This window comes from Klebsiella aerogenes KCTC 2190 (assembly GCF_000215745.1).
In the GTDB taxonomy this organism is placed as follows: domain Bacteria; phylum Pseudomonadota; class Gammaproteobacteria; order Enterobacterales; family Enterobacteriaceae; genus Klebsiella; species Klebsiella aerogenes.
On sequence record NC_015663.1, the window covers coordinates 1544840 to 1560278 of the forward strand.

A 15439-nucleotide genomic window follows, 5' to 3' on the forward strand; every position below is an offset into this window, starting at 1 on the left:
GTCTCCGTTACACCTTTTCCACGTTCACGAGGAAGGCCTTAAACTCCGGCGTCTGCGTGTTGGCGTCGCCGACAAACGGCGTCAGCGTATTGGCGATAAAGCCTTTTTTCGCCACGCCTTCGTAGCCCCAGTGAATAGGAATACCGATGGTATCCACCTCTTTACCGTGAACCTGCAGCGTACGAATACGCTTGGTCACCACTGCCTTGGCTTTGATATAGCCGCGGTTAGAGGAGACCTTCACGGTATCGCCGTGGCCAATGCCGAGCTTATTCGCCAGTTTTTCGCCGATCTCCACAAACTGTTCCGGCTGCGCGATGGCGTTAAGCAGCGCGTGTTTAGTCCAGTAGTGGAAGTGCTCGGTCAGGCGGTAAGTGGTGCCGACGTACGGGAACTTCTCGGCCTTGCCCATCTGCTCGAGATCGCCTTTAAAGACGCGAGCGGCCGGGTTAGAGACCACGTTTGGATGCAGCGGGTTAGTCCCCAGCGGCGTTTCAAACGGTTCGTAGTGTTCCGGGAACGGCCCTTCAGCCATCTTATCGATAGCGAACAGACGCCCCATCCCTTCAGGCTGCATGATAAACGGACCGACGTCGCTGCCAGGGGCGGCGGCGCTGTAATCCGGAATATCCACTCCGCCCCATTTCGCGCCGTCCCATTTCAGCAACTGACGCTTCGGATCCCACGGTTTACCCTGCGGGTCCGCGGAGGCGCGGTTATACAGAATGCGGCGGTTTAGCGGCCATGCCCAGGCCCAGCCCAGCGTATTGCCGAGGCCTGACGGGTCGGCGTTATCGCGGCGCGCCATCTGGTTGCCTTCCGGCGTCCAGCTACCGGCGAAGATCCAGCAGCCGCTGGAAGTCGTGCCGTCGTCGCGTAGCTGTGCGAAGGAGCTCAACTGCTGCCCTTTCTTAACGATTACCGCGCCGGTTGCCGGATCGATGATATCCGCCAGCGCTTTACCGTTGCTTTCCATCGCCACTTCTTCAGACGCCGGCTCGTGCGGCGTAGAGTAGTTCCACGTCATGTTGAGCACCGGCTCCGGCGTTGGGCCGCCTTCTTCGGCATACATCTTACGCAGGCGGGTGAAGATACCGGCGAGGATTTCACCATCGGTCACGGCGATCCCCGGGGCGTCTGCGCCTTTCCAGTGCCACTGCAGCCAGCGGCCGGAGTTGACGATAGAACCGTTTTCTTCGGCGAAGCAGGTGGACGGCAGGCGGAACACTTCGGTCTGGATTTTCGCCGGATCAACATCGTTGGACTCACCGTGGTTTTGCCAGAAGGTGGACGTTTCGGTGTTGAGCGGGTCGATGGTCACAAGGAACTTCAGCTTCGACAGGGAAGCCACTACCTTGTTTTTGTTCGGGAACGAGGCGACCGGGTTAAAGCCCTGGCAAATATAGCCGTTCACTTTGCCCTGATTCATCATCTCGAAATACTGCAGCACGTCGTAGCTCTTATCCCACTTCGGCAGCCAGTCAAAGCCCCAGCTATTCTCGGCCGTAGCTTTATCGCCGAAGAAGGCTTTCATCATGGAGACGAAGAACTTCGGATAGTTGCCCCAGTAGTTCACCTGATCTTTCAACAGCGGTTTTGGCGTGTTGGCGCTCAGGTAGGTCTGCAGGTCGGCCTGTTTTTCATTAGGCAGCGACATGTAACCCGGCAGGCTGGTTGAGAGCAGGCCGAGGTCGGTCAGACCCTGGATGTTGGAGTGACCGCGCAGGGCATTGACGCCGCCGCCTGCCATCCCCATGTTGCCAAGCAGCAACTGGATCATCGCCATGGTGCGAATGTTCTGCGCGCCGATGGAGTGCTGGGTCCAGCCGAGGGCATACAGGAACGACGCGGTTTTATCGTGCGCGCTGGTTTCTGCAATATATTCGCAAACTTTAAGGAAATCGGCCTTCGGCGTACCACAGATGTTTTCGACCACATCCGGCGTATAGCGGGAAACGTGCTGTTTTAGCAGATTCCAGACGCAGCGTGGATGCTGCAGCGTGGTATCGCGTTTGGCGAAGCCGTTTTCATCCAGTTCATAGTTCCAGCTGGTTTTGTCATACTGGCGTTTTTCGGCATCGTAGCCGCTGAACAGACCATCATCAAAGCTGTAGTCCTCACGCACGATCAGGCTGGCGTTGGTATAGGCTTCGGTGTATTCACGGTTGAATTTTTCGTTATTCAGCAGATACAGGATGACGCCCGACAGGAAGGTTATGTCGGTACCGGAACGAATCGGGGTATAGAAATCAGCCACCGACGCCGTGCGCGTAAAGCGCGGATCGATAACGATGAGCTTGGCGCCGTTATGAATTTTGGCTTCCATCGCCCAGCGGAACCCCACCGGATGCGCTTCTGCGGCGTTACCGCCCATCACTACGACCAGGTTGGCGTTTTTAATATCAACCCAGTGGTTGGTCATCGCACCGCGACCAAATGTTGGAGCAAGACTTGCTACCGTTGGTCCGTGTCAGACACGCGCCTGGTTATCCACCGCCAGCATCCCGAGGGCGCGGGTGAATTTCTGCGTTAAATAGCCGGTTTCGTTACTGGAAGCGGAGGCGCACAGCATACCGGTGGTCAGCCAACGGTTAACGGTGGTGCCGGCGCTGTTTTGGGCGATAAAGTTGGCGTCACGGTCTTCTTTCATCAGCTTCGCGATGCGATCGAACGCTTCGTCCCAGCTGATTTGCTGCCATTTATCAGAACCTGGCGCGCGATATTCCGGGAATTTCAGGCGGCTTTCAGAATGGATAAAGTCCACCAGACCGGCCCCTTTCGGGCAGAGCGCACCACGGTTTACCGGATGATCCGGATCGCCTTCGATATGGAAAATGGATGCTTTGGCGTTTTTCGCACCGTCGCCGAGGCTATACATCAATAGCCCGCAGCCAACGGAACAGTACGTACAGGTGTTGCGGGTTTCGCGAGTACGCAGCAGTTTGTACTGCCGGGTTTCCGCGAGCGCAGTAGCCGGGGCAAAGCCCAGCGCTGCTGCCGTCGTGCCTGCCATACCGCCAGCGCAGATCTTAAAGAACTGCCTTCTGCTGACCTGCATGGTTCGCTCCTTGTTTCGACATTGTCACATGTAGTTATTTACTTTGCGGTGAAGGCCGCAAAGGTTCAGAATTGAGTTAATTTCCCTCGGTCCTGGAGGGATATAAAAACAGAATACCACATTGTGTGTATGCCTGTTCCAATACGGTTAAATGAAAGTGAATAAGAACCTTCCTGAACAAATCAAAAATGTGACAGATGTCACAGGTTATCGCCAGGTTACCCTCTGGAAACGTGAGGATTTGCAACATCCTCAGCCAGACGAGGTAGCAGAAGAGGTACCCGTCGCTCTGGTTTATAACGGCATCTCGCACGTCGTCATGATGGCGACGCCACGTGACCTGGAACATTTCGCCGTCGGTTTTTCCCTATCTGAAGGGATTATACAAAGCCGACAAGAGATCTACGGGATGGACGTGGTACAGGCCTGTAACGGGGTAGAAGTGCAAATCGAACTCTCCAGCCGCCGGTTTATGGGGTTGAAAGAGCGCCGCCGGGCGCTCGCCGGGCGTACAGGCTGTGGAGTATGTGGCGTCGAGCAGCTAAATGATATCGGTAAGCCCGTTGAGCCACTGCCCTTTAGCCAGACCTTTGCGCTCTCTCATCTCGATCGCGGGCTCAAACAGTTAAATGAGGTTCAGCCAATCGGCCGCCTGACCGGCTGTACGCACGCCGCCGCGTGGGTGCGCCCTGACGGCGAACTGGCGGGCGGGCATGAAGATGTAGGCCGTCACGTTGCGCTGGATAAACTGCTGGGTCGCCGTAGTGCAGAAGGAGAGGGCTGGCAGCAGGGCGCAGCCTTAGTCTCCAGCCGCGCCAGTTATGAGATGGTACAGAAGGCCGCGATGTGTGGGGTGGAAATTCTGTTTGCGGTCTCCGCGGCGACGACGCTGGCGGTGGAAGTCGCCGAACGTTGTAATCTGACGCTGGTGGGGTTCTGCAGGCCAGGCAGAGCGACGATTTATACTCATCCGCAGCGTCTTATTGCCGGTTAAATGTTGGTCAGTTTTTTTGAAAGATGACAGCAAATCCTTCCGCTTTTAGTTACGGGATGTGAAGACTATTATTTATCACATCAAGGCACGGTGCCTTATCCAAACAACTAAATGAAAGGGTTTATATCATGAAAAGCATCAAAACTTTTGTCGCTGTTATCGCTCTGGCCGCTTCTTTCGGTTCTTTCGCCGCGCAATCCGTGACCGCCACCGCCTCCACTATGGACGCCGCGGAAGCGAAAATCGCCGCTCAGGCGCAGGCTGCCGGCGCGTCTTCTTACACCATTACCGAAGCGTTTAACGGTAACCGCGTGCATATGACCGCTGAACTGAACAAATAAGTTAGCAACCCACTACCGTCGAAAGAGCGCCTTAGGGCGCTTTTTTAGTTTATACCCGCCAGGCGTAGCAACGCCGTCACCACCGCCGCGGCGATAATCACCACGATAAGCGGCATCTTGCGCCAGGCAAGGAACACGGCAAAACCGACGCCAAGTACCCGCGCCATGCCGGAAAAATGCTCGCCTTCATAAAAGGTGGTCGCCAGCGCCACGGAAAATAGCAACACCGTCGCGGCATCAGAAAGCAGCGCCTGCGAGCGCTCGGAAAACGCTAAACGACTGCCAAGCTTTGCCCCACCCAAACGCATCAGATATGTGCCGATCGACAGAATCGCGATCCCGGCGATAAACAGCGTCATATTGCCCATTATTTTTTCCTCGCCAGTAAGCCAAACAATGAGAGCAGAACCGGTAATCCAACCGGCGCGAAGGGCACGGCGGCCAGCGAAATAACCGCGCCGCTGCAGGCGCGAATCAGTGTGGTACGTTTTTTAAAAGCCGGTACCACCAGCGCCAGCAGGATAGCCGGGAATACCGCATCCAGGCCGATGGTTTCTGGAGCGGGTAACAATTTCCCGACCCCGGCGCCCAGCAGGGTACCGAGCGGCCAGATGAGCGCCACACCCAGGCCACAGAGCCAGTAGGCGGCTTTCCGTTGCTCCGGGGTTTTCTGCGACAAGCCGAACACCACGCTCTCATCATTCATAATGTGGCAGCCGAGCAGGCTGGCGGCGCGTGCGCCGACCAGATCGCGCACGGTGACGCCAAAAGGAACGTGGCGGGCGTTCACCAGTAAGCCTGCTGCGGCGGCGGCGAGAGGGTTACCGCCGCTGGCGACAATACCGATAAACATAAACTCAGAGGCGCCGGCCAGCACCGTAATGGAAAGGACAAACGGCACCCACAGCGGAAAACCGTAGGCCATCGCTAATGAACCGTAAGACATGCCGACCACACCGACCGCCAGGCATACCAGAACGATTGCTTTAATGGTGTCCCCACTGAGACAGGAAAATTTGTAACGCATACGCTTTAGCCATATCGAACGAATTTCCATTATAATGAACGCAACAGAATGGTTTTTCAAGACGAACGATTCGTTCGATATAAAATACGAGGAGCGGTGTATGACACAGCCCATCAGCGTAATTGCTAAAAGCCTGACGCGCGAGCGCTCGCGCACCGGACTCTCACTGGCGGAGGTGGCGCGCCGCGCCGGGATAGCCAAATCGACCCTGTCACAGCTGGAATCCGGCAATGGCAACCCTAGCCTGGAAACATTGTGGGCGCTGTGCGTGGCGTTGGATATTCCCTTCGCCCGTTTGCTGGAACCGCAGGCCAACCAAACCCAGGTGATTCGCCGCGGCGAAGGCACCAAAGTGGTTGCTGAACAAGCCAACTATCAGGCCATTTTGCTGGCGGCTTGCCCTCCCGGCGCGCGTCGCGACATCTATCTGCTGTTGACGCAGCCCGGCGCCGATCGGATCTCGCACCCGCACCCGCCCGGGTCGGTCGAACATATTATTATCACTCAGGGGCGCGCGCGCGTTGGCCTCACCGAAGCGCCAGAAGAGCTGGGGGAAGGGGATTACATCTGCTACCCGGCCGATCGGGAACATCTCTTTCAGGCGCTGGAGCCGGATACCCAGGCGCTGCTGGTGGCAGAGCAAAATTAGTCATAATCTGCGCATTTTATTCTGATGCGCAGAAGATTATTTCATTTCCCATTAATGATTGAGTGAATTATTTATTCACTCATTTTCTTTATTTTTTTTCCATTTTTGTTTCCTTCCGTTTTGCCTGAAAACATGGGATTGATGTCACTCTTCCTGCCGGAAGGGGTTCGTATACTTAATTCGTGACATTGGGGCCTATTATGTTTTTAGAAGAACGTAGAAAGCATATCCTAAAATATTTAAACGATCATGAGCGTGGTTTTGTTAATTATTTTGCTGCTTATTTTAGTGTTTCAAAAGAAACCATTCGCAGTGATTTAAATATTCTTGCAGAAATGGGATTGGTGCAACGTTGTTATGGCGGAGCGATTATTTCCCGGCACAATTTAAAGGCTGAACTTATTTCTGAAACCGGTGATAGTTTCGGCGTGCTGCTGCAGCCGATTAACCATCGGAAACCTACGGCGAGCGGTCAGCAGAAAGGAAAATCGATGAACGGAAAAGTGTGTGTATTCGGCTCATTTAATGTGGATATCGTGGCCCGAGTGGAGCGTTTTCCGCGCGGCGGGGAATCGCTACTGGCGCTCGCCAGCAGCCTTGGGCCCGGTGGCAAGGGGGCGAATCAGGCGACGGCGGCCAGTAAAGCCGGCGCACAGGTCCATTTTGTCGCTAAGGTGGGCAAGGATCAGTTTAGCCACCTGGCGGCCGATCATCTCACTCGTTCAGAAATACACTCCTATACGCTTTATCAATCTGAGAGCGAACCTACCGGCAATGCCATTATTTATGTTTCGCAGGAAAATGGCGAAAATATGATTGCTATTTACTCTGGCGCCAATACTACAATAACGCATAATGAGATTGAGGCGATTATTCCAGAGTTGTCCGCCTCCGACGTTTTACTTGTTCAGCTTGAGAATAATTTTGACGCCACCCATTCGCTAATAAAAATCGCCAGGGAACTCGGTAAGACAGTCATTCTCAATCCGGCGCCATACTCGGCGGAAATAATCAAAAGCATCCCTTATATCGATGTGATTACACCGAATGAAACCGAGGCTTCATTATTATCCGGTATCGACATTCACGATGTTGATACTGCCAAAGAAGCCGCGCTGCGCATCGCTGAATTAGGCGCAAAGAAAGTGCTGATTACCATGGGATCGCGCGGGGCGCTGCTGCTGGATAATCGCCAGTTTAGTCAAATTCGCGTCTTTCCGGCGGTCACCGTCGATACCACCGGCGCTGGCGATGCGTTTAATGGCGCGCTCGCCGCCTCGCTGGCTGCCGGCAACACCCTGGTTCAGGCTGCGACCTGGGCCTCTGCTTTCGCCTCTCTGGCCGTCGAGCTGGAGGGGGCTTCCAACATGCCTGACTTTGCGCAGGCAAATGCCCGACTCCGTACCCTCTAATCCAGGAAAAATAAGATGAAAACGATTAACGGTGTTGTACCCGTCATGCTGACCCCTTTTATCGCTGACGACCAGATTGATTATCCGGCGCTGGCGAAGCTGATCGACTGGTATCTGGCAAAAGGCGTGGATGCGCTTTTTGCCGTCTGCCAGTCCAGCGAAATGCAATATCTCAACTTACAGGAGCGTGTCGAGCTGGCGCGTTTCGTGGTGCAACGCGTGGCGGGGCGCATTCCAGTCATTGCCTCGGGCCATATCAGCGATGATCTGGCGGCGCAAAAAGAGGAGTTGCTGGCAATGGCGCAGACCGGCATTGATGCGCTGGTGTTGGTCACTAATCATCTTGATCCGCGTAATGAGGGCAGTGAAGTCTTTTTCGCTACCCTGCAATCGCTGTTGGCGGCTTTACCTTCTTCCATGCCGCTGGGGCTGTATGAGTGCCCGGCGCCGTATCGCCGCCTGCTTAGCGACGACGAGTTCGCCTGGTGCGCTAACAGCGGTCGTTTCGTGGTGCTGAAAGATGTGAGCTGCGATCTGCCTACCGTTGAGCGCCGCGTGCGTCTGGCGCAGGGAACCCCGCTAAAGGTCATCAACGCCAATGCTGCGATCGCCTGGCCGGCGATGCTGGCGGGCGCCGAAGGTTTCAGCGGCGTGTTCACCAACTTCCATCCCGAACTGTATAGCTGGCTGTGGCGGGAAGGCAAAAATCAGCGGGCGCTGGCCGATGAACTGGCGATATTTCTGTCGCTGGGCGCGGTAACCGAAACGCTGGGCTACCCGAAAAACGCCAAAATTTACCATCAGCGCCTCGGGACCTTCGACAGTATCGCCTGCCGGGTTAATAAAGACGATGTGCTGAGCAAATTCTGGGGGCTGACGGTGATCCTCGACCAGATCCGCGCCGGGACTGAACTGTGGCAGCAGCGGATCGCCGGCTAAGGGAGGGATCATTATGATCGTATCGAGTCTGCAGGCGTGGCCTGCGCAACAGGCCGCGTTTCATCCGGCGATCCGCCAGGCGCTGGCGTTTATCGCCAGCCAGGATTTCCAGCGCTTCGCGCCGGGGAAAATCGACCTGATCCCCGGGAAACTTTTCTGCCTGCTGCAGGAGATGGAGAGCGTGCCTTTCGCGCAGGCGCGGCCGGAGTCGCACAAGCAGTTTATTGATATTCAGTATCTGATTTCCGGCGAGGAGCGGATGGGGGTCAGCCGCGCAGAAAGCGGCTGTCCTCGCGTTACCGAGGATCGGACGCCGCAGCAGGACATCCTGTTCTGGCACGTCGAAGATGAGGAGACGCAGATAACCCTGAAGCCCGGCATGTTCGCTGTTTTCTTTCCCCAGGACATCCATCGCCCCTGCTGCCATCCGCGCGATGGCGAGCGGCAACATATCCGTAAAGCGGTGATGAAAATCGATCGCGCCTTGCTGGAGGAGGGTTTATGAGTTCGCTAAATCAAACGGCGGCTGAAGCGATTGCGGCGCCGAAACTCTCGCGTCGACGTTGGGGCATTATTTTAATCCTGCTGCTGGCCGCGGTGGTCAATTACCTCGATCGCGCCAACCTGAGCATCGCGAACACCACCATCGCCAGGGAGTTTGGCTTCTCTGGTACTGAAATGGGGCTGTTATTGTCAGCGTTTCTCTGGCCCTATGCGCTGGCGAATTTACCCGCCGGCTGGCTGGTAGACCGTTTCGGCGCGAAGAAAATGTTCAGCGGCGCGCTGGGATTGTGGTCAGCGGTAACGTTCTTAATGGGTTTTGTGAATACCTATAGCTTCTTCTATGGTTTGCGCATGCTGCTGGGCGTGGCGGAGTCACCGTTCTTCACTTCCGGTATCAAGATCACCCAGAGCTGGTTCTCGGAGAAAGAACGCGGGCTGCCGACATCGATTATCAATACCGGTTCGCAAATCGCCAATGCGATAGCGCCGCCGGTGCTGACTATTTTGCTGTTATGGATCGGCTGGCGCGGCATGTTCATGGTTGTCGGCCTGCTCGGACTGCCATTGTTGCTGGCGTGGCTTAAATTTTATCGCGACCCGGACGCGCGCGAGGCGATGTTGATAAACACCGGCAAAGTCATGCGTCCCGAAGGTGAGCAGCCGAAGGTCAGCTGGGGCGAACTGTTTCGCCGGAAAACCACGTGGTTCATGATTGCCGGTAACTTCTGCATCATGTTTACCATTTGGGTTTATCTGACATGGCTGCCGGGATATCTGGAAACCTCGCTGGGCTTTAGCCTCAAGCAGACCGGTTTTATCGCCTCGATTCCTTTCTTTGCCGGTATTATCGGCGTGCTGTGTGGCGGGATGCTTTCTGACAGACTGGTGCGTAAAGGGATGAACGCCGTTACCGCGCGTAAAGTGCCGATTGTGGCGGGTGCCGCGCTGGCGGCCTGTTTCGTGATGCCGATTCCGTTTGTTGATAATAGCGGCGTTGCGATCGCCCTGCTGACGCTGGGCTACTTCTGTTCACAAATGCCTTCCGGCGTGATCTGGACGTTAGCGACCGATATGGCGCCGAAAGAACAGGTCGCCTCATTGGGTGCTATCCAGAACTTTGGCGGCTTTCTCGGCGCGGCGCTGGCGCCGATTATCACCGGCATTATTCTTGATGCTACCGGGCACTTTACCAACGTATTTATTCTCGGTGGGATACTGCTGTTTATGGGCGCCTGCTGCTACGGTTTCTTTGTGCGCAAAAATGCCTAATCCCTCTGGTAGCAAAAACGCCTGATTGCTCAGGCGTTTTCTTTATTACGCAAGGTAAAACACTTCACTCAGTTCAGCGCTCAACGGGCTGTTATCCGGATTCGTCGGCATCACCTCGCGCATATAGCGCCACCAGCGTTGGCAGACCTCGGTTTCCGCCACCGCATTCCAGCGGGCTTCCGATTCAATTTCCACCGTGGCGAATAGCAGATGGCGCTGTTTGTCGAGGTAGATTGCATAGTGGTGCGCGCCATGCGCTTTCAGCGTCGCTTCCAGTTCCGGCCAGATGGGATTATGACGGCGCCGATACTCCTCGTGGGCGTCGGGATTGACCTGCATTACGAAGGCTTTGCGGATCATAACGCCTCCAGGTACAGCTCGCGTACCTCGTCGCGGCTGGCGCTGCGCGGGTTACAGGGCGCGCAGGGGTCGGCCAGCGCTTTATCCAGCCAGCCTTCGATATCAGCCTTACTCACGCCAAGCTGGCTAAAACCTTCAGGAATACCGACTCGTTTGCTCAACGCGCGAATCGCGTTAATCGCCGCCATGCTGGCGGTTTCATCGCTCATGCCGCGCGTATCGACGCCCATCGCCTGGGCGATGCGGGCAAAACGCGCCACCGCGTTCGGGCGGTTAAAGTTTTCGATAATCGGTAGCAGGATGGCATTACAAACGCCGTGCGGCAAATTGTGGGTTGCGCCCGGCTGATGCGCCAGCGCGTGTACCAGACCAAGACCTGCGCTGTTGAACGCCATCCCTGCCAGATACTGGCCGTATGCCATCTGCTCGCGGGCCTGCAGATTGTGCCCGTCATCGACGGCCAGCGGCAGCCACTGGTGAATTAAGCGAATCGCTTCCAGCGCGTTGGCGTCGGTCAGCGGATGGGCGCCAACGGAGACAAACGCCTCGATAGCGTGGGTTAACGCATCCATACCGGTCGCGGCGGTAACCGACGGCGGAATATCCAGCATGACGCTGGCATCGTCGACGGCAATATCCGGGATGATGTTCGGGTCGATGATGACCTCTTTCACCTGACGTTCGCTATCGATAATCACCGCGTTGCTGGTCATTTCGGCGGCGGTTCCGGCGGTGGTGTTAATTGCCACCAGCGGCACGCCGGCATTTTTCACTTTGCCCACGCCGGAATAGGCCGTCGACGGCGCTGGGTTAGCGCTGAGGATTTTCACCGCCTTAGCGGTATCGATCGGGCTGCCGCCGCCGAAGGCGATAATATAGTCGCACTGCGCCGCACGGAATGCGGCGATACCTTGCTGAACCAGCGCTTCAGTTGGGTTCGGAAAGACGTTATCGAACAGATGATAAGACAGTTGATGCGCTTCCAGCGCCTGGAAAAGGCTATCGAGCAGGCCCATTTCCACCAGATGACCGTCGGTGACAATCAGCGCTTTTCCCCATTGCTTGTCCGCCACCAGGTTCACCATATCGCCGATCGCGCCCGCGCCATGCAGGCTGATTTTCGGCAGTGCCAACATAAAGCTCATGATTATTCTCCTTAAAGGGCGCTCGCTTTCTTAGAGCGCCAGCGCGCTGGCCAGCGGCGTGACGCCAAATCGTTGGCCTAACGCAATCAACTCTTCGCGGCTTATCGTCTGTTTCATGCCGCCCATCGAATAGACTTTCACCAATACCTCAGCGGACTTTTCGGCGGTATCGATCAGGCCGAAAGTTTCATCCAGCGTCGGGCCGCTGCCGAAGACGCCGTGGAATGGCCACAGCACCAGAGAATGTTTCTGCATTTCGCCAGCGGTCGCCTGGCCAATCTCGTCGGTGCCCGGCACCATCCACGGTAGAATGCCGACGCCGTCCGGGAACACCACCAGGCATTCGGTGCTGCCTTCCCATAGCTTGCGGGTGAACAGATCGCTGTTGTTCTCCAGCACGTAGGTCAGGGCAATCAGGTTGGTGGCATGGCAGTGCATGATCACGCGGTCTTTGCCGCCGGTGGCTTTGATGCGCTCGCAATGCGACAGGAAATGTGCCGGTAGTTCCGACGTCGGCACAGCTTCTTCCGTCAGCCCCCACAGAATGAAGTAGCCCGCGCCGTCGCTGTCCACTTTCACTACCCCGAGATTGGCGGCGGGATCGAGCTGCACATTACGGAAGAATTTACCGGATCCGGTGACGATAAACGGCTGATTAGCCAGTTCCGGCATCGGCTGGCTTAAGGCGATATAGCGCGGCTGGGGGTGAAAATCGGCTTTGAATGGCGCGATATCCGCTTCATCCAGGCGCAGCGTCAGATTGCCGCCGTTACGTTCGTCCCAGCCTTTAAGCCAGGCGTCGGAGGTGGCTTTGATCATGCCCTGAACGAACCATGAATTGATAATGTTGTGCATAGTCTTGTCTTTCCTGTTGATTCGCAATAGGTGTGACTCCCCGAATAAGCCCTGTGCGGTGCAATCCGGGGAAGTCAGGCATTAGCCGCGCTGGCTCAGCACGTCTTTTTCATAGGTCCGCACGTTTTCCAGCCACTGGCTGCCTGCCGGCGTATCGTGACGCTGGCAGTACATTTCCCAGATGGCCTGCCACGGCAGCGATTTCTGCTCTTCGAGCAGCGCCAGGCGGGCGGTGTAATCACCGTCGTTTTCCAGCTGGCGCAGCAGCGCCGTCGGCTCCAGCAGCGCGCGCAGCAGGGCTTTTTTCATATTGCGGGTACCGATAACCCACGCCGCGATGCGGTTGATGGAGGCATCAAAGAAGTCGAGGCCGATATGCACGCGGTCGAACAGGTTGTGGCGGATAATTTCGCTGGCGATGGCCTGGGTTTCGTCATCCAGCAGCACCACGTGATCGCTGTCCCAGCGTACCGGGCGGCTGACGTGCAGCAGCAGGCGCGGGATATAGAGCATGGCGGCGGAGATTTTGTCGGAGATGACTTCCGTCGGATGGAAGTGGCCGGCATCCAGGCACAACGCGGTTTGACGGCTGGCGGCGTAGCCCATGTAGAATTCATTGGAGCCAACGGTATAGCTTTCGGCGCCGATACCGAACAGTTTGCTCTCAACGGCGTCGATATGGTGCGCCGGATCGAGTTTTTCACTGATGACCTCATCCAGCGCGTTCAGCAGCCGCTGGCGCGGGGCGAAGCGGTCGACGGTAATATCTTTCATGCCGTCCGGCACCCAAATATTCATTACCGATGGCGTCCCAAGCTGCTCGCCGAAATAAGCGGATATGCGGCGGCTGGCTTTGCAGTGATCGATCCAGAACTGACGAATCTCCGGATTGGCGTGCGACAGCGTAAAGCCGTCGGCGCTTAGCGGATGTGAGAAGCAGGAAGGGTTAAAATCGAGCCCCAACTGGTGGCGTTTGGCCCATTCCACCCAGTGCTTAAAGTGTTCCGGCTTGATTTCGTTACGCGCAACCGGCGTGGCGGACTCAAGATAAATCGCGTGCAGATTAAGGCGCTTCGGCCCCGGTATCAGGCTTAGCGCCTGTTCGAGATCGGCGCGTAGCTCCTGGGCATTACGCGCTTTGCCGGGATAGTTGCCGGTGGCCTGAATGCCGCCGGTTAAGCTGCCTTCCGGGTTTTCAAAGCCCGCCACGTCATCGCCCTGCCAGCAGTGCATTGATACCGGCAGGCGGTCCAACTGACGCAGAGCTTCTTCGGCATCAACGCCGATGGCGGCATAGCGCTGCTTAGCAATTTCCCAGGCTTGTTCAAGTTGAGTGGTCATGCGCAAAGCTCCTTTGTAGGTTGTGGCTGAAATTGCGCGACGAAGCGGGCAATTTCGCTATCTGAATGTGGGGTGAACGTGGTGAGCGACGCGTTGTCGCCTACCACCTGACGGAATTCATCGACGTTGTGCAGTTCATCCAGCGTCATCAGCTGGATGCCGATATTGCCAAGCGTGGAGGCTTCAATGGGGCCGGCCACCACCGGCAGGCCGCAGGCATCGGCGCATAGCTGGTTAAGCAGCGCGTTCTGGCAGCCGCCGCCGACGATATGCAGCTGGCTGAAAGGGTGGCCGCGGAGTGCCGCCAGTTCGCCCAATACCCGGGCATACAGCAGCGCCAGGCTGTCAAAAATGCAGCGCGCCAGTTCGGCGGGAGTGACCGGGATCGGCTGGGCGGACTCCGCGCAGGCGGCCTGAATTTCGGCGCTCATATTGGCCGGGTTGATAAAGCGATCGTTATTGCAATCAATCAGATAACGACAGGCCGATAGCTGCGATGTGTCGACAATCAGCGCCTGCAGATCGCTAATGTTCTGCTCCTGCAGTACCCGCTGCAGCAGCCACAGGCCCATGATGTTTTTCAGTACCCGATAACGCCCCTCGGCGCCGCCTTCATTGGTGATATTCGCCTTCAGCGCCTGCTGGCTGGTGTAAGGCGTTTTACTTTCAAAGCCCATCAGCGACCAGGTGCCCGATGAGAGATAGGCGGCATTTTTGTCCGCCAGCGGCGAGGCGATCACGGCGCTGGCCGTATCGTGGCTGGCGACGGCGACCACCGGGATGCGGTTACCCTGCGGGCAGATCCAGTGGCCGATAACATTGCCAGGATGCGTCGGCGTACCGAACCAGTCCGGCTGCGCGCCGCTCCAGCGGATCAGCTCGTCATCCCAGTTATCGCTATTGATATTGACCAGTTGCGTGGTGGTGGCGTTGGTATATTCCCAGTTCATCGCGCCGGTCAGGCGGTAGCTGAAGTAGTCCGGGATCAGCAGCGCATGGGCGACCTGTTCCGCCAGCGCCGGCTGCTGGCTGACCAGCGCCCGCAATTGATAAAGGGTGTTAAACGGCAGAAACTGGATGCCGCTGCGGCAGTAGATATTGGCGCGGCCAAGTTGTTCGATTGCCTGCGCCATCAGGCCGTGAGTGCGGCTATCGCGGTAGGAAACTGGCAGGCCGACGCGCTGGCCGCGCTTATCCAGCAAGACGAAATCAACGCCCCAGGTGTCGATACCGATGCTGTCGATCAGGATCCCCTGTTCGCATACTTTCACCAGCCCACAACGAATTTCCGCTTCCAGGCTATCGATATCCCAGCAATCGTAGCCATCGACTTTCTGCAGGCGATTAATGAAACGGTGAACTTCACGCAGTGTCAGCGCGCGCGTCGCGGTGTCATAATTCGCGAGCATGACCCGACCGCTGGAAGCGCCTAAATCAACGGCGACACAATGACGAATACTCATGGCACGACCCTTCTTAAAATCATTACAGGCAGTCTAAAAAAGGCGTCTCTGCGTCACCTTCTCGCTACTGACAGCGAAAGCG

15 protein-coding genes are annotated in these 15439 nt (G+C 56.6%); 7 read left to right on the forward strand and 8 right to left on the reverse strand.

Translation table 11 applies throughout. From position 1 onward, the window contains the following. Positions 1–7: 7 nt before the first annotated feature. A complete protein-coding gene (gene fdnG / locus EAE_RS07510; protein WP_086538089.1) occupies positions 8–3058 on the reverse strand; it encodes a formate dehydrogenase-N subunit alpha in 3051 nt (1016 codons plus the stop codon). A gap of 157 nt (positions 3059–3215) precedes the next feature. Between fdnG and fdhD the strand changes: the two genes are divergently transcribed. After that, positions 3216–4052: a formate dehydrogenase accessory sulfurtransferase FdhD gene (gene fdhD, locus EAE_RS07515; protein WP_015703936.1), complete on the forward strand. Its 837-nt coding sequence runs from the start codon at positions 3216–3218 to the stop codon at positions 4050–4052. Between the two features lie 128 nt (positions 4053–4180). Then, the gene (locus EAE_RS07520; protein WP_015368957.1) at positions 4181–4393 is read left to right on the forward strand and encodes a YdgH/BhsA/McbA-like domain containing protein; all 213 of its coding nucleotides are present in this window, start codon (positions 4181–4183) and stop codon (positions 4391–4393) included. Positions 4394–4437: 44 nt separating this feature from the next. Here EAE_RS07520 and EAE_RS07525 read toward each other — a convergent pair whose 3' ends face one another. Together EAE_RS07525 and EAE_RS07530 are read right to left on the reverse strand one after the other, a co-directional pair. After that, positions 4438–4761, reverse strand: coding sequence for an AzlD domain-containing protein (locus EAE_RS07525; protein ID WP_015368956.1), 324 nt, complete (start codon positions 4759–4761; stop codon positions 4438–4440). Then, positions 4761–5420, reverse strand: coding sequence for an AzlC family ABC transporter permease (locus EAE_RS07530; protein ID WP_015703937.1), 660 nt, complete (start codon positions 5418–5420; stop codon positions 4761–4763). Before EAE_RS07530 ends, EAE_RS07525 begins: the two co-directional genes overlap by 1 nt. Positions 5421–5520: 100 nt before the next feature. Between EAE_RS07530 and EAE_RS07535 the strand changes: the two genes are divergently transcribed. The 5 genes from EAE_RS07535 to EAE_RS07555 all read left to right on the forward strand — a co-directional run bounded on the left by EAE_RS07535 (position 5521) and on the right by EAE_RS07555 (position 10193). Continuing rightward, positions 5521–6069, forward strand: coding sequence for a helix-turn-helix domain-containing protein (locus EAE_RS07535; RefSeq protein ID WP_015368954.1), 549 nt, complete (start codon positions 5521–5523; stop codon positions 6067–6069). Between the two features lie 200 nt (positions 6070–6269). Further along, the gene (locus EAE_RS07540) at positions 6270–7481 is read left to right on the forward strand and encodes a PfkB family carbohydrate kinase (RefSeq protein ID WP_015703938.1); all 1212 of its coding nucleotides are present in this window, start codon (positions 6270–6272) and stop codon (positions 7479–7481) included. 15 nt (positions 7482–7496) lie between these two features. Next, on the forward strand, positions 7497–8420 hold the full coding sequence (locus EAE_RS07545) for a dihydrodipicolinate synthase family protein (protein WP_015703939.1): 924 nt from the start codon (positions 7497–7499) through the stop codon (positions 8418–8420). Positions 8421–8433: 13 nt separating this feature from the next. Next, positions 8434–8925: a NanQ anomerase/TabA/YiaL family protein gene (locus tag EAE_RS07550; RefSeq protein ID WP_015703940.1), complete on the forward strand. Its 492-nt coding sequence runs from the start codon at positions 8434–8436 to the stop codon at positions 8923–8925. Beyond that, positions 8922–10193 (forward strand): MFS transporter, encoded by a 1272-nt coding sequence (locus EAE_RS07555; protein WP_015368950.1) that lies wholly within the window; start codon positions 8922–8924, stop codon positions 10191–10193. The genes EAE_RS07550 and EAE_RS07555 overlap by 4 nt, the downstream gene beginning before the upstream one ends. A gap of 45 nt (positions 10194–10238) precedes the next feature. Here EAE_RS07555 and rhaM read toward each other — a convergent pair whose 3' ends face one another. From rhaM to rhaB, 5 genes are all read right to left on the reverse strand, one after another. Further along, positions 10239–10553 carry an L-rhamnose mutarotase gene (gene rhaM / locus EAE_RS07560; protein WP_015368949.1) on the reverse strand — a complete coding sequence of 105 codons (315 nt, stop codon included), beginning with the start codon at positions 10551–10553 and terminating at the stop codon, positions 10239–10241. Continuing rightward, positions 10550–11698, reverse strand: coding sequence for a lactaldehyde reductase (gene fucO / locus EAE_RS07565; RefSeq protein ID WP_015368948.1), 1149 nt, complete (start codon positions 11696–11698; stop codon positions 10550–10552). Before fucO ends, rhaM begins: the two co-directional genes overlap by 4 nt. A 30-nt stretch (positions 11699–11728) precedes the next feature. Then, complete coding sequence (gene rhaD / locus EAE_RS07570) at positions 11729–12553, reverse strand: rhamnulose-1-phosphate aldolase (protein WP_015703941.1); 825 nt, start codon at positions 12551–12553, stop codon at positions 11729–11731. An 81-nt stretch (positions 12554–12634) separates the two neighbouring features. Next, the gene (gene rhaA, locus EAE_RS07575; RefSeq protein WP_015703942.1) at positions 12635–13894 is read right to left on the reverse strand and encodes an L-rhamnose isomerase; all 1260 of its coding nucleotides are present in this window, start codon (positions 13892–13894) and stop codon (positions 12635–12637) included. Then, complete coding sequence (gene rhaB / locus EAE_RS07580) at positions 13891–15357, reverse strand: rhamnulokinase (protein WP_015703943.1); 1467 nt, start codon at positions 15355–15357, stop codon at positions 13891–13893. Before rhaB ends, rhaA begins: the two co-directional genes overlap by 4 nt. Between the last annotated feature and the right edge of the window lie 82 nt (positions 15358–15439).

What these genes read in the sequence shown, in the direction of transcription:
- EAE_RS07520 (WP_015368957.1), top strand. Translation starts at nt 4,181, where the DNA reads ATGAAAAGCATCAAAACTTTTGTCGCTGTTATCGCTCTGGCCGCTTCT.
- EAE_RS07525 (WP_015368956.1), bottom strand. Translation starts at nt 4,761, where the DNA reads ATGGGCAATATGACGCTGTTTATCGCCGGGATCGCGATTCTGTCGATC.
- EAE_RS07530 (WP_015703937.1), bottom strand. Translation starts at nt 5,420, where the DNA reads ATGCGTTACAAATTTTCCTGTCTCAGTGGGGACACCATTAAAGCAATC.
- EAE_RS07535 (WP_015368954.1), top strand. Translation starts at nt 5,521, where the DNA reads ATGACACAGCCCATCAGCGTAATTGCTAAAAGCCTGACGCGCGAGCGC.
- EAE_RS07540 (WP_015703938.1), top strand. Translation starts at nt 6,270, where the DNA reads ATGTTTTTAGAAGAACGTAGAAAGCATATCCTAAAATATTTAAACGAT.
- EAE_RS07545 (WP_015703939.1), top strand. Translation starts at nt 7,497, where the DNA reads ATGAAAACGATTAACGGTGTTGTACCCGTCATGCTGACCCCTTTTATC.
- EAE_RS07550 (WP_015703940.1), top strand. Translation starts at nt 8,434, where the DNA reads ATGATCGTATCGAGTCTGCAGGCGTGGCCTGCGCAACAGGCCGCGTTT.
- EAE_RS07555 (WP_015368950.1), top strand. Translation starts at nt 8,922, where the DNA reads ATGAGTTCGCTAAATCAAACGGCGGCTGAAGCGATTGCGGCGCCGAAA.
- rhaM (WP_015368949.1), bottom strand. Translation starts at nt 10,553, where the DNA reads ATGATCCGCAAAGCCTTCGTAATGCAGGTCAATCCCGACGCCCACGAG.
- fucO (WP_015368948.1), bottom strand. Translation starts at nt 11,698, where the DNA reads ATGAGCTTTATGTTGGCACTGCCGAAAATCAGCCTGCATGGCGCGGGC.
- rhaD (WP_015703941.1), bottom strand. Translation starts at nt 12,553, where the DNA reads ATGCACAACATTATCAATTCATGGTTCGTTCAGGGCATGATCAAAGCC.
- rhaA (WP_015703942.1), bottom strand. Translation starts at nt 13,894, where the DNA reads ATGACCACTCAACTTGAACAAGCCTGGGAAATTGCTAAGCAGCGCTAT.
- rhaB (WP_015703943.1), bottom strand. Translation starts at nt 15,357, where the DNA reads ATGAGTATTCGTCATTGTGTCGCCGTTGATTTAGGCGCTTCCAGCGGT.